The sequence below is a fragment of the Olivibacter sp. SDN3 genome (assembly GCF_014334135.1).
GTDB lineage: Bacteria > Bacteroidota > Bacteroidia > Sphingobacteriales > Sphingobacteriaceae > Olivibacter.
In genome coordinates, this window is the sequence record NZ_CP060497.1 from 2,526,671 (window position 1) to 2,547,290 (window position 20,620).

17 protein-coding genes are annotated in these 20,620 nt (G+C 41.6%); 9 read left to right on the forward strand and 8 right to left on the reverse strand.

Going from position 1 to position 20,620, the window contains the following annotated elements:
* The first annotated feature begins 227 nt into the window (after nt 1-227).
* The 3 genes from H8S90_RS10455 (at nt 228) to H8S90_RS10465 (ending at nt 3,669) form a co-directional block, all read left to right on the forward strand.
* The gene (locus H8S90_RS10455) at nt 228-1,664 is read left to right on the forward strand and encodes a hypothetical protein (protein ID WP_187342482.1); all 1,437 of its coding nucleotides are present in this window, start codon (nt 228-230) and stop codon (nt 1,662-1,664) included.
* Nucleotides 1,665-1,718: 54 nt separating this feature from the next.
* Entirely contained in the window at nt 1,719-2,399 is a 681-nt protein-coding gene (locus H8S90_RS10460) for a hypothetical protein (protein WP_187342483.1), read from the forward strand.
* 487 nt (nt 2,400-2,886) lie between these two features.
* Nucleotides 2,887-3,669, forward strand: coding sequence for a DUF4393 domain-containing protein (locus H8S90_RS10465; protein ID WP_187342484.1), 783 nt, complete (start codon nt 2,887-2,889; stop codon nt 3,667-3,669).
* Between the two features lie 445 nt (nt 3,670-4,114).
* On the opposite strand, the gene H8S90_RS10470 is transcribed toward H8S90_RS10465, so the two are convergent.
* The 4 genes from H8S90_RS10470 to H8S90_RS10485 all read right to left on the reverse strand — a co-directional run bounded on the left by H8S90_RS10470 (nt 4,115) and on the right by H8S90_RS10485 (nt 6,608).
* Complete coding sequence (locus H8S90_RS10470; protein ID WP_187342485.1) at nt 4,115-4,678, reverse strand: hypothetical protein; 564 nt, start codon at nt 4,676-4,678, stop codon at nt 4,115-4,117.
* Entirely contained in the window at nt 4,678-5,016 is a 339-nt protein-coding gene (locus tag H8S90_RS10475; protein WP_187342486.1) for an STAS-like domain-containing protein, read from the reverse strand. Before H8S90_RS10475 ends, H8S90_RS10470 begins: the two co-directional genes overlap by 1 nt.
* A gap of 14 nt (nt 5,017-5,030) precedes the next feature.
* Complete coding sequence (locus tag H8S90_RS10480; protein ID WP_187342487.1) at nt 5,031-5,918, reverse strand: HAMP domain-containing histidine kinase; 888 nt, start codon at nt 5,916-5,918, stop codon at nt 5,031-5,033.
* Nucleotides 5,919-6,107: 189 nt separating this feature from the next.
* The gene (locus H8S90_RS10485; RefSeq protein ID WP_187342488.1) at nt 6,108-6,608 is read right to left on the reverse strand and encodes a hypothetical protein; all 501 of its coding nucleotides are present in this window, start codon (nt 6,606-6,608) and stop codon (nt 6,108-6,110) included.
* A 692-nt stretch (nt 6,609-7,300) separates the two neighbouring features.
* On the opposite strand from H8S90_RS10485, the gene H8S90_RS10490 reads away from it, so the two are divergent.
* Genes H8S90_RS10490 through H8S90_RS10510 form a run of 5 tightly spaced genes read left to right on the forward strand, consistent with a single transcriptional unit; the run spans nt 7,301 to nt 14,504 of the window.
* Nucleotides 7,301-8,878, forward strand: coding sequence for a TlpA disulfide reductase family protein (locus tag H8S90_RS10490; protein WP_187342489.1), 1,578 nt, complete (start codon nt 7,301-7,303; stop codon nt 8,876-8,878).
* A gap of 20 nt (nt 8,879-8,898) precedes the next feature.
* Nucleotides 8,899-12,117 carry a SusC/RagA family TonB-linked outer membrane protein gene (locus tag H8S90_RS10495; protein WP_187342490.1) on the forward strand — a complete coding sequence of 1,073 codons (3,219 nt, stop codon included), beginning with the start codon at nt 8,899-8,901 and terminating at the stop codon, nt 12,115-12,117.
* Nucleotides 12,118-12,128: 11 nt separating this feature from the next.
* Entirely contained in the window at nt 12,129-13,325 is a 1,197-nt protein-coding gene (locus H8S90_RS10500; protein WP_187342491.1) for a RagB/SusD family nutrient uptake outer membrane protein, read from the forward strand.
* Nucleotides 13,326-13,341: 16 nt separating this feature from the next.
* A complete protein-coding gene (locus H8S90_RS10505) occupies nt 13,342-13,641 on the forward strand; it encodes a transposase (protein WP_187339052.1) in 300 nt (99 codons plus the stop codon).
* On the forward strand, nt 13,569-14,504 hold the full coding sequence (locus tag H8S90_RS10510; protein ID WP_255501942.1) for an IS3 family transposase: 936 nt from the start codon (nt 13,569-13,571) through the stop codon (nt 14,502-14,504). The genes H8S90_RS10505 and H8S90_RS10510 overlap by 73 nt, the downstream gene beginning before the upstream one ends.
* A 243-nt stretch (nt 14,505-14,747) precedes the next feature.
* On the opposite strand, the gene H8S90_RS10515 is transcribed toward H8S90_RS10510, so the two are convergent.
* From H8S90_RS10515 to H8S90_RS10530, 4 genes are all read right to left on the reverse strand, one after another.
* Nucleotides 14,748-15,800, reverse strand: a complete 1,053-nt coding sequence (locus tag H8S90_RS10515; RefSeq protein WP_187342492.1) for a hypothetical protein — start codon at nt 15,798-15,800, stop codon at nt 14,748-14,750.
* 102 nt (nt 15,801-15,902) lie between these two features.
* Nucleotides 15,903-16,184, reverse strand: coding sequence for a hypothetical protein (locus H8S90_RS10520; protein WP_187342493.1), 282 nt, complete (start codon nt 16,182-16,184; stop codon nt 15,903-15,905).
* A 28-nt stretch (nt 16,185-16,212) separates the two neighbouring features.
* Nucleotides 16,213-16,731 carry a MauE/DoxX family redox-associated membrane protein gene (locus H8S90_RS10525; RefSeq protein ID WP_187342494.1) on the reverse strand — a complete coding sequence of 173 codons (519 nt, stop codon included), beginning with the start codon at nt 16,729-16,731 and terminating at the stop codon, nt 16,213-16,215.
* Between the two features lie 197 nt (nt 16,732-16,928).
* Nucleotides 16,929-17,921 (reverse strand): helix-turn-helix domain-containing protein, encoded by a 993-nt coding sequence (locus H8S90_RS10530; protein WP_187342495.1) that lies wholly within the window; start codon nt 17,919-17,921, stop codon nt 16,929-16,931.
* Between the two features lie 301 nt (nt 17,922-18,222).
* Between H8S90_RS10530 and H8S90_RS10535 the strand changes: the two genes are divergently transcribed.
* Entirely contained in the window at nt 18,223-20,613 is a 2,391-nt protein-coding gene (locus H8S90_RS10535) for an amino acid adenylation domain-containing protein (RefSeq protein ID WP_255501899.1), read from the forward strand.
* The last annotated feature ends 7 nt before the right edge of the window (nt 20,614-20,620 follow it).

Here is a 20,620-nt window from a genome sequence, read left to right on the forward strand (position 1 = left end):
TGAAATACCTTTTAATTTATAAATTAGTGGAACTAAACTGGAACAATTCACCAAAATAAAATCAAAACAGCAAATAAGAGATAGCGCCTTATGAAGGGGGCTTGTAACTGGCAGCTAACAAATAATAAAGATCTAAACCAAAATGAACATAATTATTACCACTACTATCAATACGGTTGGTCATTAGATCATTGATCCTTAGTTCATTTCCCGAAACACTAATTTTAATGATACGTATATATCTTGATTGGAACGTAGTTAGTAACCTGAAAAAACCTGATTTTTTCGGAATAAAAGATTTTATAGAACTCAACAAGCATAGATTTATCTTTCCTTATAGCCAGGCGCACTTTTCAGATCTCATGAAGAGTAATAAACAAGATAATCCTTATTTTCAGGTAGATTTAAATACACTGACTTCGCTCGCTGGCAAACATTTGTTGTGTTACGAAAATGGGATGGTTACGCCAAAGTTTGGCACACCGGGAATGTATTACAAAGATTACGATGATGGTTTGGATAATGCCTCGCTTTTTGATATGGAAGCAAACTTTAATCTTTTTGATGAAATGGGTAGGGAAATGGGTGTAGAGGATATAGGGACGCACGTTAAAAAAATATTTGACGCAATTCCTTCTCTCATAGAGATAACAGACAAGAATAAAGATACAATGAAGCTTTTCTTCCCTGGTTTGAAAGAAGGCGCTACTCAATGGGACGTATTTAAAGAGAGCGGGTTTTTGTTGGGTCGAATGCTGGAAGATAGGATTTATTACAAAAATCTACGCAAAACTATATCTGGAGAAGGATTTCATTTGGACAGAAACTCCGGAAACTGGAACGTAGAGGATGTAATTGATAACATTAATAAGTTTCTTAGAAATATTGGCCTGGATAAGGATTTCTTAGGTTTTATGGATTACATCTTTGAACTGAGAAATGAAAATCCAGATGACATGACCTATTTTTCCGGTTGTTATAGTATGCTGGATATGATGGGTTATAAATCGGACAAGTTACCGAAGACAACTGATACGGCAATGAACATCTATACTGACGCTCATCACGCATACTATGCCGGACACTGTGATTACTTTATTGTAGGTGATGAAAACCTTGCTAAGAAAGCGAAGGTGTTATACAAGCTGTTTGATGTTAAGACTGTGGTACTCCACCCTAGCGAAATGGTGCAAAAAGTGGGTGAAGTAATGGTAGATTTTTCGGTTGAAAATATTGGCTTTTTAAATGCCGCTTTCGAACTTATCAAACGAGGAATGGATTTTAAAGAGTATCCTGAATTGAGTGAGAATGGAAGCAGACACGTCTCATATAGGTTGCCAGCATTCTATTTCGACTTTTTTAATTACGTATCATGGGAGGAATATCCCGATAAAAATGCTTTACTTATTACATTTAAAAAGCGAAAAAGGAATTTTTCGAAATTTTACTATTATACTGAAATAGAGTCTATCGTTCGTTTAGTTGTTAGCTTTTTTGATCGGAAGTGTGATTTCGATCTGGAAAATATTACGCAAGATATTAAAAATGGAAAAGAAGTAAGTTTTAGCATAATGACTGATTTTGGTCTTGTAGCATTAAACTTCGAGGAGGTTGATGGATTGAAAAGACCGCAATTGGTTTATGTGGTATCAGTAAAATATTGATTGAACAAGCGAATACAAGGTCGCTGTATCCAACTTAAATTAACAATTTTTATTATGAAAAGCAGTTTAACGCTTGCTGGAGAGTCTTTAGAATCTTCAGTTGCAAAAGAAAACTTATTGGAAATCATTGGAGATTTATCAGATTCTGCGCTAGAAAAACTGCTTGATCTTGGTGACGCTTTACCTATATTTTCTTATCTTACAAAAGGTCTGAAAACGACAATTGCTATTAGAGATGCCATTTTTTTGGAAAAGGTCGTTGCCTTCTTACAAAATGTGGGCAAGATACCGAACGATAGTAGAGTCAAAATGATCTCCAAAATTCAGAATGATGAGAAATATCGGAATAAATTTGGCAAATTTTCTCTCATCGCCTTGGATCGATTTAATGATGAATATAAGGCTAAATATTTAGGAATTGCAGTGCAGTATCTCGCAAGAGAAGAAATTCCATTTGATTTTTATAAGCGATTTAGCCATTTCTTAGATAGTTTGACGGTTGACGATTTACAACAATTCACAGAAGAGACATTTTTGAATTTTGGTCGAAATACATTTTATGCCTTTGAGTCTCTCGGCCTTATCTCAATCTCTCTAAAACTACCTACCGAAAATGACAGAAAATCAGCATGGAGAGAGGATCCTAATATTATTAAGGTAAGTCGACGTTCTTTAACTGATTGGGGACATATGACTAAAAATATTTTATTGGAACTACCTATCTCTATAAAATAGAATCTAGCATCGTAGGATTTCTTAACACGGAACGGTAATGTAACGTGAACCTTGTGCTGTATATGTTACACTAATTTGTTGTTCTATATGAGGAGAACGGTCGCTGAAACTGATAATATTTTTGTGTGCATTATTCGATATGCGAGCAAATGCTCGACATGCCGATCCAATGACCTCCGTTTTATACACAAGTAAGGTAAAACGGAAATTATTCCAAAATCTTTACGATATTTGCATCATATCATTCTCTTTCTTACTTTAGATGGGCTAAGCTAAATATTAAAATCAAAACCGAAAATCAGATATCAGATAAAAAGCATCGCAGATACATTTTGATGAAATGGTCGCTTCTACAAAGTTTAAAATAGAATAAACTCAATTGTAAAATAAAATTCGCCCGAAGAAAGATGTAAAAGCATTGACGCAGGAAAACGGTATTTGATTTGTTAAAGAATTACAAATACTCTAACTTATAATATCTTAGGCTATGGAAGTAGAAAAAAAGATTGCAGAAGAAGTAGTGGGTCTATCAAAAGATATCTATGCCGACGTTGCGAAACCAATTCTTTCTGAAGTTGGAAAAACAGGTGGTGGAATAACACGAATTTTGTTATCGCCACTTAATGGACTCGTTTGGGGATTCGATAAAATAGTAGAAAATTTAGATAATACTATTTCTGAAAAACTTAATAAAGTATCTGAAGCGAAACTTCAAACACCACCGCCTTTTGTTGCAGTACCTTCTTTAGAAGCTATGAGATACACTGGTGAGGTGGAAGAATTAAGAAATCTCTATGCAAACCTGTTAGCTAATTCAATGGATATGGATACTATCGAAAATGTGCATCCAGGGTTTGTCGATATCATCAAAAATTTAACACCGGATGAAGCAAAATTACTTACAGTGTTTTTGAGGGTAGAATCTTTGCCATTTATAGATGTCAAGCAAGTAGACGATAAGATACAAAGAAGTTTTGTTGTTACAATTAAGATGCACACACATGTTATTGACGAATTTGAGCTAGAACTTTTGTACCCTTGTAATCTTCCAGTTTATTTCTCTAACTTGATCAGGATCGGAATTTTGGAGAGTCCTAATAATTTAAGTCTTGATGATCAGAAATATAGCGAGTTAGAAACATGTGAATATATCTTGGAGGAAAAAGAAAAAATTGAAGCGGAGGGAAAAATATTTGAGGTAGATCGCCGATTTATCAGACCAACATCTTTTGGATATCAGTTTATTAACACGGTAGTTAAAGACAAATAGTTAAAATTGAGGAACAATCCAATAGGTCGTCTGTCTTATATGGGGCTGCTGATTTTATTATTAGAATCGCAGTGAATAAGTGGCGAGAAATGATGTCTGTTCACATACATTTATTGGCTACAGCATGTGATATAAAAAATTTAATTCTATATTTTACTGTTTAGTCATACTTCTAGTCGTTTACAAACTCTCCGTAGAAATTTCGTTTTTTATGAAATGTTGTACAGGTGTATTTTCAACGGTAGAATTTTTCATTTGACCAATGCCAATAATTGAAATAGCCCCATTATTAATTTCGTTAATTAGTTCTTGGACAAAGTTTGTCAAGTATCCATTTTCTATTCTCTAACAGTCTTTTTTTCGGGGAAGCTTACATAATAGAAAAACAAAAAAAAACATACACTTTATTGCATAGGGTTAATGCGTTTTGAATACCGTGTGAATCTTATAGAAAAGATACTACTGGATACTTCCGTTTTGGAGAATTTACTATATCTTTATCCCGAGTGCAAATTATCCACTGCTTTCTGTTAGCAAGCTCTACGAAATATGAATCATTGTAATCTAGATGGTTGCACCCATTCAAAATGCTGTTGATGTCTATGCTATTAAAATCATCACTATATTTATCAGCAAGCTTCATTATTTGATTAATAGAGGCCTTAATCGAGGTGACGTCATCATTAAATTCTGGTGAAGGCCGATAAAGTTTTTTCAAGACCTGTGTTTTGTTTAAGTCTTTTTGCTTTTCTGCATTTTCAGGCTTTTCCTTCCACTCTTGAAAATAATCTTTAAATACAACATTATAGAACTCAGACAATACTAGTGACGTTGTCGCAAGACCTGCAGATACAGATTTGGCTTTTGTTAAAAAAGTAGTAATATTCAATTGAACGTTCGCTCCATAATTACCGATAGGAGCATAGGCAAATAGAAGAATACTGTTGTCTAACAAATACGTATGACTAGATTTAGGACTAAAATCCTTAAATGGAATAATTTCGGCCATTATTGATCGTATCTATCTCCAATTTTTTTATCAAAAGAGTCCTTATCGGCAAAATACTCCTTTGCCCGTTTAATAACCTTTCTTAGTAGGTTTTTATCGTCATCAGCAAGATTTACAATTTTCAAATATTCATTCAACTCTTCTGAGCTAAAGTCAGAATAAAGTCGACCTATTGCAGAATTTAAAAATGCTGTAGAAAGTATTTGGACCTTACTGAAATCAATAATAGCAACATTCTTATTTCTAACAATGTTCCTTATTTCTTGGTATAACAGATGGGCTGGCTCTGGAGAAAGTGCCACATCAGATTTTATAACGTCAACAACTTTTAATTCCATCTTTTGTCTATTGTTTAGAAAACAAGATCATCGTCATTTTGTTCGGAGTGTAAAACATAGAAATTGTTGTCATTTAGCTTAATCTCCATATTTACGATCGTTCCAGGAAAAGAGTTAGCAATATAAGAGATTTTTTTATCACCTCCTAATATTTCGACAAACCCATCAGACGAAACTATTTGAAGTTTACCGTTGTTCATTGCAATGAGCTGATAAACCTCGTTTAGACCTAAACCACCTGGAGTATTGCCTTCTTTTGTAGTATTGCCTTCTTCTAGCGCCCACATTATACACTCTCCGCCAGATAAGCTCTTCTTTAGATAATCATTTACATTCTGTTTGATTGTTCTACCTGTGTCTACAAATGAAACAATCGCTTTACTCAAAGTACCGCGGTATATTTGACCACAGCAGTGGACAATTTCACAACCACTATGAGTTACAGCATTTACACAAATCTCAAAAATATTGCTTATGACTTTTTTCTTTGCCTTATCAGACATCATGGGCATTCGTGGTTTATTAAAAAGTTGCTTGTAAAAAAAATCTGTGGCAGCCTTTTCATCATCTCGACCAAATATTTTGTAGGGTATACATGTGTTTCTGTCATCAGATTCTTGTATAGCGAATTGATAATGATACAAAAAGTCATTTCTTTTTAACAATCCCAGTATTTTATCCCTGACATTTATAATGGTGACGGTATTTCCATTAAAATGGAGGTCTCTGATTAATGCTCCTAAAACAGCACAAAGATTTCCTTGTATAAATAAACAATGATAAAAGTCTATAGTAATATTGTCAATAAAGCATTCACTTGTTTCGTTTGCTAGGCGAGATAAAAAATCAAATCCATCGGAATTTCCGTTGAGATGTATTGGTATATGAAATGTATAGTCCATAATTTTATGTGCCTGCCCGAAGACGCTAGTGTAATTATTTCGCTTATCTTAAAAATAGATGCTAACTAACTTCCGCAAACCCGCAAACGTCTTTCATAGATGCGGATTGGATCCGATCCCTCGTCTAAATCATTTTCCATAATTTGTCAACCGTAATTCTATAAGACGGCTAGCAACTTTGATCTCTAACTACTCTGCCTTCAACTCCACGTCTTTAAACAACTCATTAAACAATTCACCCGGTTCCTTATCGGCTGCCATTTCAATGAGTGCAAGTTCGTAGGTTTCAATTTTTTCAAAACCTAATTTGGTTAAGCGATATAATCGATCCCGTTTTATTCCGGTTCGGTAGGCTAGTATATCAAGGTTAAAGTCTTCGAGTGAAAAAATTAATATGCCCGTATCGGAAGTGTCTCCCTTGATGCTCTTGGAAAGTGGTTTGTCTGTATATTGAAGGTTTAAATTTGGATATACCTCCCTTAAGTATACGTCGATTGGGTCTCCAACAAAAAGTGCAATTTTCCAGGATTCTATTGCAGGTATTGATTTAGTGGTTCCATTGCGCATTTTCCGGAGAGTCTCGACGTGGATTCCGGTCAATGCCGAGATGTTAGTACTATCTTGGCCTTTATCTCTTAATTTTCTTGTTAAATAAGGGCCTAATGAGTTCTTTGGTGCTTCAACTTTCAAAATTCGATTCGTTTGAATCATAAAAGTAACTGAGCAGAAAGGTAAAGGCAATTTCATTGAAAATACAGTCGTTTTTTAATTTTTATTTTGAAATAAACGACTGTATAAGTATATTTGAAATATCAAAAAGTAGAAATTACAATATGGAAAAATAAAAGAATAGATTTGTAGCATCATAAAAAAAGCAAATTTATGATGCTCACTTCAAGAGCCTCGCTAACAAACGAACGTAGGAAATTCTAATGGAAGCAAGAGGGTAAGTGGGCGTCTGGTGATACCCCCGTGACACTGATTATGGGGTACCAGGCCACTTGCGACTTAGCTTCCCAGTACTGCTCTTTTGAGTAGTGGCAATACCAGTAGCTCGCTACTATGAGCGCCGATCCTACGCGGTCTGTCGTTTGATGAGTCAAAAAGTGGCCTGGCTCCGTAAGGAGACGGTCATTTATGACATGCGAGGTTTTGATACATATGTGTTCAAAACCTTGTTTTATGAAAAACCAAGACAACCTAAACCAAAAAACCAATCACTTTTCTCTAAGAAGAAAACCAATTTCCTATCTTATTTTCTTTCAATTTTTATTCTCCAAAAAACAACTTTTTAAGACCTTAATATCGGCCCCCGAATAGATTTTGTTAAAGCATTTAGATTTTAACAATTAAAAAATTCCTTTAACAACCTATTCAAAAAAATGAACGATATCATCGTAAAGGCCATGCTTCGGCCTGTATTTAAGTTAAATAGTAAGAGCAGGCTTAAAATTTCGGGAATGGCTGAATCTTCAGATAGCTTGCCGTTCTCTTGGCTAGAGAAGGTTCCGAGATTACCAAATATGACAGAAAATATACCATTCACGCTATATTTCATACCATTCACGTCAAACAGCTGCAACTGGGAAAAGAAAATTCTATCTTTCAGCTCTCATGTTTTGATTACGTTCTTGTTCTGTGTTTGTTTGGCTCACGCCGGGCAGCGGGAGAATTTTCCTGCTGCCGCAGGCGTGGCATTAACCACAGACTCCATCAAACCTTTACAGATAGGCGATACCATTCCCGAAGCCTTATGGAACCTGCCGTTACAAATGGTACAAGCAGGGCAGGAGGGAAGCACTACCATAACCCTCAATGACTATAAAGGCAAACTCATCATCCTGGACTTCTGGGCAACTTGGTGCAGCCCTTGTGTGGCTGCCTTTCCAAAAATGGACTCGCTGCGCGAAGTTTTTGTAGATGATCTGGCTATAATACCGGTTACGAAGGAAAAGCGGGAAACGGTGGCTGCATTTTTTGCCCGCATGCATAGAGAAACTGGCCGAAAAGCTTTTTCCGTTATCGGTGATGACGTCCTCCACGGTTATTTTAGGCATCATGTCATTCCGCACTATGTATGGATAGGCCCTGAAAGAACCGTTAGTGCTATCACAGAAGGGGAGGCCATTACTAAGAGGAGTATAACCGAGTTTTTGGAGCGAAATATTGTTCCCTTAGCCGTAAAGCACGAAGAGCTTTCGCATTATGATCCTAATGTACCCATGATGATGGGCATCAATCAGGTCGATCCCGGAGACCTATCATACCACTCCGTTTTTACAGGTTACCTAACGGGCATCAACCCTTCATTGGCCATCTCGCAGGATAAGAAAAGAATTACCGCGCTGAATGCCTCGCCTCTCTGGCTGTACCGCGTGGCCTACGGCGAGTTTAGAACTGAATTTCTCAACCCAAACCGCATCCGGCTCGAGCTGGCAGATAAGGACCGCGTGACTACCGATTTGGCAGGTGTCGCTTATACGGAATGGCTAAACAAATACGGTCACAGCTACGAACTGGTCGTGCCACCCGAAGATTCTGTGCAGCTTTTCCGTTTTATGCGGCAGGATCTGGATCGTTTTCTTGGATACCGCTGCAACATCGAAAAAACACTAACAACCTGCTTGGTGTTACGACGCACATCTGAAGAAGATATGCTGAAAACCAAAGGAGGCAAAGCGCAGATGAAAAGAGACCTGTTCTCCCTAAACATCCGTAACATGTTATGGAAGAACTTCACAGGCCTGCTGGATATCTACTACCTGCAGAATATCGGCATGCCCTTTCTGGATGAAACGGGCTATAGCGGTAAAGTAGATTTGGATATAAATGCACGTATGACCAACCCTTCGGAACTCAATAAAGCGCTTAAAGCTTATCACCTCGAACTGGTGGAAGAAGAGCGCAATGTAGAGATGATCGTGTTGAGGGACAAACAACAGAATGAAAAACCGGAATAACCATTAACCCAAACCTCATAATGTATCGAATAATTAAATATTTTATCAGCCTGTTATGGCTAAGCATACTGGCCTGCACAGCATGGGCACAAGATAACGGTGTCACCATACGCGGCACGATTGAGGCTAGTGGTGGCAACGTTTTGGCGGGCGCATCCGTACGAATAAGTAATACAACGTTTACCGTAAAGTCCGATGAAAATGGCGCATTTGTTTTTAAACGCGTTGCATTGCCCGTGCAGTTGGAAATTACTTATACTGGCTATCGCCCACAGACCTTAAGGGTTAGCGAAGCCAATGATAAGATATGGCGTATAGTGTTAGAAGCGAGTCAAGATCAGCTGGAGGAAGTGGAAGTATCTACCGGCTACCAATCGCTGCCGCACGAGCGTACCACCGGATCTTTTGAACAGATCGATAACAAGCTGCTGAACCGTAGGGTAAGCACTAACGTACTCGATAGGCTGGAAGATGTGACTTCCGGGCTACTGGTAGATCGCCGTGGCAGTGAAGATAATTTTGATATCCGTGGGCGTAGTACTATCATGGGCAACGACAGGCCGCTCATCGTAGTAGATAACTTTCCTTTCGAGGGTGACCTGGCTAGCATAAACCCGAACGATATCGAGAGTATTACGGTGCTAAAAGATGCGGCGGCAGCCTCCATCTGGGGAACCCGGGCAGGGAACGGAGTTATCGTGATCAACACGAAAAAGTCTGCCTACAGCCAGCCCTTGAAGATTGATTTCAATAGCAACGTAACCGTTGCGGAGAAGCCATATTTTAAGGATTTACCGTGGGTAAGTTCCAGCGATTATATCGAACTGGAGAAAGAGCTCTTTGAATTAGGCTACTACAGCGCTGCAGAAAACGCTGCAAACCGACCGCCTCTCACCCCCGTAGTGGAGCTGTTAATTAGCGGTCGCGATGGAGAGATGAGTAATGAAGAGATGAATCGGCAGATCGATAGACTCAAACAGTATGATGTAAGGGATGATTTTGGCCGCTATATGTACCGGGAAAGTGTTAACCAGCAATATGCTATCTCGGTAAACGGCGGCTCGGAGAAAATGCGTTACCTCATCTCATCTGGCCTGGACAAAAATCTGGCAGATCGCATCAATAACGACTACCAACGATTTACCATTCGTTCTGAGGTCGCGTTAAAGCCGGTTAAGAATCTGGAACTCCGTTCCAGCATTAATTATGCGGGTTCGTCTAACCGTTTAAATAACAGGGGCTACACTGATGTAAATAGTGGCGGTTCGCGTAGTATTTATCCTTATGCGCGGTTGGCCGACGATGGTGGCAATCCGTTGCCCATTGTGCACGAGTACAGATCTTCATTTGTGCGGGATGCCTACGAGATGGGGCTGAAGAATTGGGAGTTTGTTCCGCTCAATAATATATACGATCGGGATTTTAATACCAGGATTGCCGATTTGCGCTTAACGGCAGATGCGGCCTATACAGTTTCGGATTGGCTGGTTACTGAAGTGAAATACCAATATCAGCGCATGTCTAATATCTCGAATAATATTCAGCGGGAATCTTCTTTCATGATGCGTGATCTGCAGAATAGGTTCACGCAGTTTGAACCGGACGGTACGTTCTCCTCACCCGTCCCGGAGGGCCATATCCTGAATCATTCGTTAACGGAGATTGTTGCCCACGCTGTGCGTGGACAGGTCAATGTGGATAAGACCTGGGATAAATATCACGTCAGCGCTATTATGGGGGCAGAAGTACGGGAGGTATCTACGGATGGGTATAACAATCGTTTTTATGGATTTAACGATGACATTCTCACTATTGATACCCAAACCGACTACCAGGGTTTTTACAGGCAGTACCCGTCTGGCTCACAGCAGCGTATCCCGTGGAGCGGAGGAGTGACAGGCCTATACGATGCGGCGGTATCTTATTATGGCAATGCTGCTTTTACTTATCTGGATCGGTATACACTAACGGCCAGCGGTCGTATCGACCAGAGTAACTTGTTTGGGGTAAGGGCAAACCAGCGGAGCGTGCCTCTGTGGTCGGTAGGCGGAAGCTGGACAGCTAGTGAAGAGACTTTTTTAGCGATGGAGTGGCTACCATACCTTAAACTGAGGGCCACCTATGGTTTCAATGGAAATATTGACCGTTCGGTCACCGCATTCACCACCGCTCGCTATCTTAACAATGCCTCGCTTACGGGATTGCCTTTCGCCCTCATTTCTAACCCTCCAAACCCCGACCTGCGCTGGGAGCGCGTAGGGGTAGCCAATATCGGGCTGGATTTTCGTTTGAAAAATAGCTTGCTCTCCGGTAGCATTGAATATTTTAATAAAAGGGGACTGGATCTCATGGGCTTTGCACCCATTGATGCCACGACCGGCATAAAGGAGTTTAAAGGCAACGTAGCCCATATTCGAGGGAGTGGATGGGACGTGACGCTGAATAGTAGGAATATGGGCCGGGGTGCCTTTAGTTGGGTAAGCTCCCTATTGCTGAGCAGGGCGGTAGATGTAGTGAGCCAATATGGCGAAGCGCTAGGGAGTGTGTTTAACTATCTGGGAGATGCCAGTGTTGAGCGGCTTAGTGTAAACCCCATTGAGGGGCGTCCGGTTTATGGGATACATAGTTTCAAATGGGGCGGCCTCAACCCGGAAATCGGTGCGCCGATGGGCTACCTGCCTGATGGTACATGGACCGATAATTACAGCGCTATAGCTTCAGCATCATCGGTTGAAGACTTGGTCTTCCACGGTTATGCCCGCCCACCCGTATTCGGTAGCTTACGGAATACTATTTCCTATCACAATCTGTCCTTTTCCTTCAATCTGGTCTATAAATTAGGGCATTGGTTTAGGGCTCCCTCTATAAATTATACGAATCTCTACAGCCAGTGGAATGGGCACAGCGATTTTGCCCAACGATGGCGGCAGCCCGGTGATGAGCAGTTTACACACGTGCCCGCTATGCATTACCCGGCTAACCAATCGCGTGATCAATTCTACACTTTTTCTGAAGTGCTGGCAGAAAGAGGAGATCTGTTGCGCTTGCAGGATGTCACGCTGAATTACCAGTTGGATAAACAAAGCTGGCGAAGCAATCCCTTCGCCAATCTTGAAATCTATCTATATGCCAATAACCTGGGTCTGCTCTATACGGCTAATAAGAGAAGGATTGATCCTGATTTTCCGCTGATGAGAAATCCACGAAGTATTGCATTGGGCTTTAGGGCTTCATTTTAATATATATAAACATGAAAACAAACTACACACAGCTGTTATTTTTATCAATAATACTACTAACCGGTTGCACAAAGGAAATGTTGGAACGTAAACCTGATCAGAGTTTGGTGGTGCCGGCTACCTTAACTGACTTTAAAGCCTTGCTAGACAATGCATTCAGCAATCCCTTAACTGGGCTGGAAATCTCTGCAGGAGATTATGAAGTTACCTTTGAAGACTGGCAGGCGATGACAAGTGCCAGAAGTCGTAATATGTATATATGGAACGCCGATATAAACGAGGGTTCTCAATTGGTGACCGAATGGGACGATTCTTACGAACAGGTATTTTATGCCAATGTGGTGCTTGATGGATTGGCTGATATAAATAGAAATATATCTAACCAGGTAGAGTATGATAACGTTCATGGGACAGCTTTGTTCCAACGTTCTTATGCCTTCTACAATTTATTGCAGTATTTTGCCCCGGCTTATGGAGGCGAAGCTGAGGAGCAATTGGGAATCCCCCTGCGGCTCACGGCGGATATTAATGACCCCTCGGTAAGAGCTACGCTTAGTGATTGCTACCAGCAGGTAGCAAACGATCTAAAGAGCGCCCTTGAGCTGGTACCCTCGGCTCAGCCTTTTCGGACGCAACCTAATAGAGCAGCAGTAGCTACGTTGCTTGCAAAAGTGTTTCTTGCAAAGGGTGATTTTGAGCAAACGAATATTTATGCAGCACGCGCCTTGGAAGAAAATCATAGCTTACTGGACCTGAACGAACTAGACATTAGTGATGACTTTCCATTTCCGCAGTTTAACGATGAAGTGCTTTTTCACCGGAACATTCCGCTGGATATCAGTTTTATTGCTCCTCGCTGTAAAATCGATGCAGACCTCTATCGCAGTTATGCACAGAACGACCTACGCAGATCGCTCTACTTTGTCGAAAATCCCGATGGTTCGGTATCTTTCAAGGGTAATTATACGGGTACTCGCATCCCTTTCGGAGGCCTTGCCTGGGATGAAACGTATCTGATGAAGGCTGAAAGTGATGCGCGTTTGGGAAGGACAGATGAAGCGATGCTAACGCTAAATGCATTATTGGAAACTCGATATAGAACAGGGTCGTTTGTGCCTTTAAGTGTTTCCAATGCACATGACGCCCTTTCTGCTGTTTTGTTAGAAATGGAGTTGCTACCTTTAAAGCGAGACAGATTTAGACAGTAATTTTAAATTTGTAGAAATGCATAGAAAATTTGATGATTCGTTTAAGATAATGGCGGTCGATTTGAGCGTTGTTAAGGGATCTGTAGCCGATGTAGCTAAGGAATTAGACATAGACCCCAGTTTACTGAGTAAATGGCGTAGAAATCCACGTTATAATGGGAATAAGGTTTTACCTGACAATCCCAAGATCAGTCCGGAGGAGCAGGAGTTAAGGATTTTACGCAAGAAATTAAGAGATACAGAATTAGAACGCGATATCTTAAAAAAGGCCATAGCCATCTTCTCCAGGGGAGACGGTCCATATACCGGTTCATAAAGGAGAACCGAGAAGTATATTCCGTAGAGAAGATGTGCGAAGTATTGAACGTTAGCAGCAGTTGTTTTTACCGTTGGCTGGTTTGGCCCGAATCCCCCAGGGAACAACGCAGTAAAGCACTTGTGGATAAAATACAGCAGGTACACAGTGACAGTAAGTATATCTATGGCAGCCCACGGATAACCGCAGAGCTGCACAAAAAAGGTGAAATGGTATCAAGAAGCTACGTAGCAAGATTGATGAAGAAACATGGGATACGAAGTAAGGTTAAGAAAAAATATAGGGTGACCACAGATTCGAGCCATAGTTATAGGATAGCTGAAAATCTCCTCCAAAGAGATTTTTCAGCGGATTCCCTATCGCAAAAATGGGTTAGCGACATTACTTACATCCATACCGGCAAAGGGTGGCTTTATCTAACAACGGTTATCGATCTGGCGGACAGAAAAGTCATTGGATGGTCTTTAAGCACCGATATGACGACTAAAAACACTTCTGTACAAGCCATCAAAATGGCTATTAGAAACCGAGGTATCAAAGATGGTCTTATCTTCCATTCGGATAGAGGGATCCAATATGCCTGCGATGAATTCAGGAGGGTAATTGTAAAAAACAAGATACTTCAAAGCATGAGTAGGAAGGCCAATTGCTGGGACAATGCAGTAGCTGAGAGCTTTTTCAAGACACTAAAGGCTGAAATGATCTACCATAGAAAATTCATCGATCAGCAATCGGCTAAATTGGAGATCTTTGGATATATTGAAGGTTTTTATAATACCAAAAGAACACATTCTGCCCTGGGATATAAAACCCCTAAGCAGATCGAAGAGATGCTATTGGAAAAAGAGAAAATGGCAGCATAAAAAAGTCTCCTATTTTAAGTTGCAATTCCAAAAGGAGAAAGCAATTAGTGTTTCGGGGCATACGCTGGTCAGATCTAAAGCGACTTAATCTGGAACCTGATCTTCAGATCACCCTTACACGTAGTTTGAACAATCAAACCTACACACTGTCTCCCAACAGCCCGAGGTATGTTTTTCCGATACCTGAATATGTGGTGGAGCTCACTGGTATGCCGCAGAACGCCCGATAAGTACAGCAGCTTTTCAGGGCAATAGCTCATAAGCAGTTACCTGTTGATTCTGTAGGATATAAATCGTTTGGTTATACACGATAAATGGGATAGATCCTGTAGTCTGTTTTGGAATACGGTATGAAGTAAGATAGGTTTCTTTTGCCACGTCATAAGCGTCTATAATGAGGTGGTTTTTGAACAGCGTATAAGTATCTTGCGAGCTAGGTACATTGCTTTGGACGTAAAGCACGCCATTGGCAAGGTAGCTGAGGAGCTGGATGGCACGTTTTGGAGAGCTGCTAGTATAGTGACCGGAGCGCTTGAACTGGCCTTTTATGGATTGTGCGTAGGAGGTCGGTACGATACTGGGGAAAGTATGGCGACTATTACTCATCGGATCTAATTTCGAAAGATGCGTTTGGAAAAACGGAACATGCAACGTAATTCCTGAATTTTTGTACGGATGGAGCATCCCTTCATTTCCAAAAAGGTACGCGTTCGGAAGAGGATCCGATAGCGGCAGCTCTTTCGTGAAAATACTATCTGTATTATCAGTAATTACCTGCAAAACTAAGGGGTGTGGCGAGTAACGGGAAAATCCCATAATATGAAAGTGGTTGCTGTCTAAAATGGCTTGCTTGATGTATACGCTTGGTGTACGGTAATACTGGCTTATGCTATTGGTGATATTGGTGCGCAATATAAGGGAGTGGTTCCCAAAAAAACGATAGAGATAGGGGTGTTCGAAATGACTGCTGAAGAGCTGATCGTTCTCGATCGTAATGGGCATAGGTACTTCGGATATATCTTGATGTGATAGTTGGTGCGTCATCCGAACCATCAACATGGTGTTTTCAGTTTGTAGATAAATAGAATCGACGGTAAATCCGGTAAACGATTTTACTGGCACATCGGCCTCGATGTTGAGTGTCGAAAGCTCTTTAATTGCGTTGTATGATCTGGAAAAGTCTTCTTGTGGATTGATCTTCCTTGAATGGAAATAGAGCGCCATTACAACAAATGTTGCTGCAGCAATGAGCAGTACGATATTTAAGGTTACCGATAATAGTAGTTTAGACGACATCGTAAAGGGAATTAAAAGACATTGCCAGTTGATTAGGATACCGACAATGTCTGTTCTTATCCGGATAATTTTTAAGTCAGATAATCAGTGAACCTAGGAATATTACAATAATACTCCTGGTTGTATCTGAATAGGCGTGCCAATCGCTTCATTATCATCGTTAACTTCAAAACGAGCAGCACATGTAGACTCTGCAGGTGTGCAGTCTGCGGGTTCAAAAGAAGTAGGCAATGGCTCGCTGTTGTAATTTTGATCAGAGCCATCTGCACTTTCAAACCATCTGGTTTCTTGACGTACCTCCACTTTCTTATCGAAAGCTTTGGCTCCAACGTAGCCAGTTCCTAGAACGACCAACGTTAGAATTGTGATGTATACTTTTTTCATAACCTTATGAAAAAAATGACGGTCACTTTTACGGGGCAACCATACCCGATTGTACAATATCTGGAACGGTACTGGTGGCTCGCACCGGTATGCTCTTTATAAATACACCTGCGATAGCCATAACTAAGCAAACGCTGTTGAAAATGATATGGCCTTCCCATGAAAGTCCTTCGGCAAATCCGCTACAGGCACAGGGCGCATCATAATAGCTGAACCAAAGCAGTGCGATGATATAAGCAATGAAAAGGGAGAGCAAAAAGACAGAGGAATATAGACCAAATAGCCGCGAGGTCGGAAAAATCAATACCACCGCTAATAGCAGCTCTCCCCAAGGAACAGCCCAACTGACAATCCCTTCAAATCCTTCCAGTAATGGTGACTTCCCGAGCTCGAAACGAAAATCTTCAAGATCCCGCAGCTTCCCGAAACCTGCTGTTGCCCACATCAAAGCCAGTAAAACACATACAGGCCATAGCGCCATATTGCACCAGTTAATTTTGATTTGCTGCTTCCATTTTTTAATCCTATGCTGCATACTCTTCATCATTTACCTTCCTTTTTCAAAAGCGGGCTGCCGATCCTTACCAATCAAGCTTTTTACGATCGACAGCCGGCTGCCATGGAACTATCGCCTAGCTTTCGGCTCCGCTACTCCTCGTTTCCATAAAAGCAAAAGTAAACGCTAAAAGCCGCTTAGGCTATCTCTTTTTGGCCAAGCTGTATAGGCAATTTTGGCCAAAAAGGCTATTTGCATCGATACTTTTTAATGTATTCGCCGGGTGTAAGTCTATGCCTGGCCTTGAAAAGCTTGCAAAAACGGGCGTGGCTCAGGTTGAAATGGTTGGCTGTCTGTAAGGAAGAGTAACCTGCATCTGTGAGCAGTTTTGGTGCGAGTAACATTTTTCGGTCGATAACATACTGCCAAAAGCTTTGCCCGGTTATTACTTTGAATAAACGCCGTAAGCTTCGCTCAGCGAGAGGGTAATTCTTGGCAATATGGTGTAGATCGAGGATATCACCGGCAGCAACGGCTGTTTCTGCATATGCACTTATCGATTCAATCATTTGCTTGCGGCTTTTTTCTTGTTTTTCCCGTTGCCGCAGGGCGGTGATGCTATTTAACAATAAGTCGATGCTCAGGTTTAATATCGCCTTGTGCCGCTTAAGATAACTGGTATGGGTACTGCGTAGAAAATGACGGATCTGCATGGCACTTTCCTCCCCGATAGGAAGTAGGGTGCTACCACTATATTGATTGAGCTGTTTCTGTAGCTGAATAAAGGGCGTTTGGACCTGGCCAAGTATATCGTCCTGCTCTCTGAAAAGAAAGCTCGGTTTAAACACAAAATAGAATAGTACATGTTCGCCCGGTGGGAAATGGCACACGTAATCACCCTTGGGCATATAGGCTAAGAGATAGCTTCCTTCCGAAATGTGGAAGAGCTTTTTTTTCGATTGCCTAGCGCCATATAACCCATACTTGCCGCGCAGCATATAGAGCCAGAAAAGATCTTTCGGTTGGCACCTTATTGGGATTTGCAGTGCTTGCGCATTATTTACTTCGGCTACGCACAGCAATAGATCGGTATGATCATACCACTGTTCCAGCACCGTAAAACCGGCACCCATCCAATGGTCAACTGTGCTGCCTACCAAGCGATAGGTGGCTTCATTCGGGCGTAAATGGCTCAGTTTCGCTTGCGATATGTGAAAAAGGATGTTGACCGTTTTTTTCATACATATAAGGCTTTTGATCGATTTTTTTGAGATTACTTGTTTTATGTACGAAAATCATACTTAACTGTCATATAAATACAGGGTTAACATCTGGTTTTATATGGGGTTAGGGTATGGGGTTAGACCCTACTTTTTATATGGGTTAGCAACTTTTACCTTTTTTTTCGCACTTTAATTCTATAATTTCCCTCAAATTATTACTGAAAACAACTTTCTGTCCCTGCTAAGAGGGCTTTCGTGTAAAAAACTTTATTGTTTGATTTTTTATTTACAAGCTTGTAAACCTTAAACCAATATTCGTATGGAAACACAATTACCTAGCACAAAATTAACACCTGGTTATCACCCATTGCATCATGAAAATATGGTATGCGCGCTGGAAGCAGTTTGTGAGGAACATGCAGATAAGGTAGCGTTGATCGGGTCTGATGGAAAATTAACCTATGGCATGCTTAACGAGCAGGCCAATCAGCTGGCTTATTACCTAAGGGGTATTGGCCTTACGCAAAAATCTATTGTGGCAATATGCCTACGGCAGTCGGTGCAACGCTTGGTTGCCTTCTTCGCAGTGCTGAAAACGGGCGCGGCTTACTTGCCTATAGATGGGGAGCTACCTGAAGGCCGTATCAAAATGATGGTAGAGGATGCCGAAGCCGATCTGACACTTACCGAACAGCATTTTTGGTATAAGGTACACGGTTTTGCCCGGGTAACCGTGGCCGTTGATAAACCCTTGGCAAATATACAGTTGGCATCACTGCCCAAGGAAAATCCTACGAAGCGTAAACTGTTGCCGGATAGCTTGGCTTATATCATTTATACATCCGGTAGTAGTGGTCTGCCCAAGGGTGTAATGGTTAGCCATAGCTCCCTCTATCGTTTTATACAGGCACAGGCAAATATCTTAGGGCTTACTTCCGTAAACCATACCTTACAATTTGCCTCACCCAGCTTTGATGCTGCCGTTATCGATAGTTGGGTGCCGCTTTTGGTGGGAGCAACCGTGCACTTATATGCTAACAACAAATTGGTGGGCGATACACTCTTGGATTTTATTGTAAACGAGGGCATTGATACTGTACCTTTGTTACCACCTGCTGTATTGGCTACTTTACCGGTAAACCGGCCTATTGGCAAATTACATACGATAGCTATTGGTGGAGAGGCCTGTACCGAGCAAACGGTTAAAGCGTGGTACCAACGGGTAAGATTGATCAATAGCTATGGGCCTACAGAGGCAACCGTAGCGGTAAGCAACTATCATTTTAAAACGGAAACGGATCCGCGGATTATCGGTGTCCCGCTACCGGGAGTAAAACTTTGGCTGCTCGATGACGCGTTACGCCCCGTACCGAAGGGAGCGGTAGGTGAACTTTATATTAGCGGTTTGCAAGTGGCTCTTGGGTACAAACGTAGGCCGGAAGAGAATGCCAAGGCTTTTTTACCGATGCCAAAGGAGCTGGAAACAGCTGAGTTACATAATCGTTTGTACCGCACTGGCGATCGCGCACGGCTGCGGCCTGATGGCAACATGGAGTTTATGGGCAGAAAGGATGATCAGGTAAAGATCAGGGGTTACCGCATGGAGTTGGCCGAGATTGAACACCATTTGGCAAAATTGCCACAGATTGCCCGGGCAGCAGTAACGGTATTTCGTCCGGAAAATGGTGTGCCTGCGCTGGCCGCATTTGTGCAGCCGGTAGCCACGGAGAAAAATAAGGGCATTGGCAGTTTTCCCGATGTGCGGGCTAAGCTCATGCAGGTTATGCCAGCCTATATGGTGCCCGATAAAATGGTAGTGCTGGATGAATTGCCCCTGAATCATGCAGGTAAAGTAGATAAGACGCAGTTGGAACTGCCGAAAGCTTTCTTAAAGAAAACGGATGCGGCTAAAAGGAAGGAAGGTAATCTTACTGATCTGGTAAAGGGAATCTGGCAGGACCTGTTGGACGTGGAAGATGTGGCAGATGATGATGACTTTTTCGATCTGGGCGGGCATTCTCTATTGCTGGCGCAACTTCATGTGTTATTGCCCGAAACGGTACGTAATCGCATCAGCTTGCCTGAGCTCTATACCTATACTACCGTCAACAGCTTTGTTGCTGAGGTGGAAAAACGATGGAAAGAGGTGGAGTTATCGCAGAAAATAAAAACTGAACAGACGGTAGAGGAGTTGCTCAGGGATGCTGCACTGCCTGCGGATTTCGTAGTGGGTGATGTACCAGATGGAGCGGTATTGGCCGATCCTGGCCACATTTTGCTTACTGGAGTTACGGGATTTGTGGGCTCGCATCTGTTGGAAGAACTGTTGCAAAATACCGGAGCGGATATCTACTGCCTGGTACGAGCGGCGAATACTGCGGAGGCGCGCAAACGTATACAAGATACTTTCCTGAAATTTAAACTGTCTTGGCAGGAAGGTTATAACGATCGGGTAATACCACAGGTTGGCGATCTTTCCTTACCAAATCTGGGAATGGATGAGCACGTTTATGGCCAACTGGCAGACATCGTTGAGGTGATCTACCACTCGGGCAGCTCGGTAAGTTATGTGCAGCCTTACCCCATAATCAAGAAGCCTAACATTGATGGTCTGCACCATATCCTGCATTTGTCGGTTGCACGAAAAGTGAAACACCTGGTGCTACTTTCTTCAATGGGTGTTTTCTCTTGGGGTGGAATTGCAACTTAAAATAGGA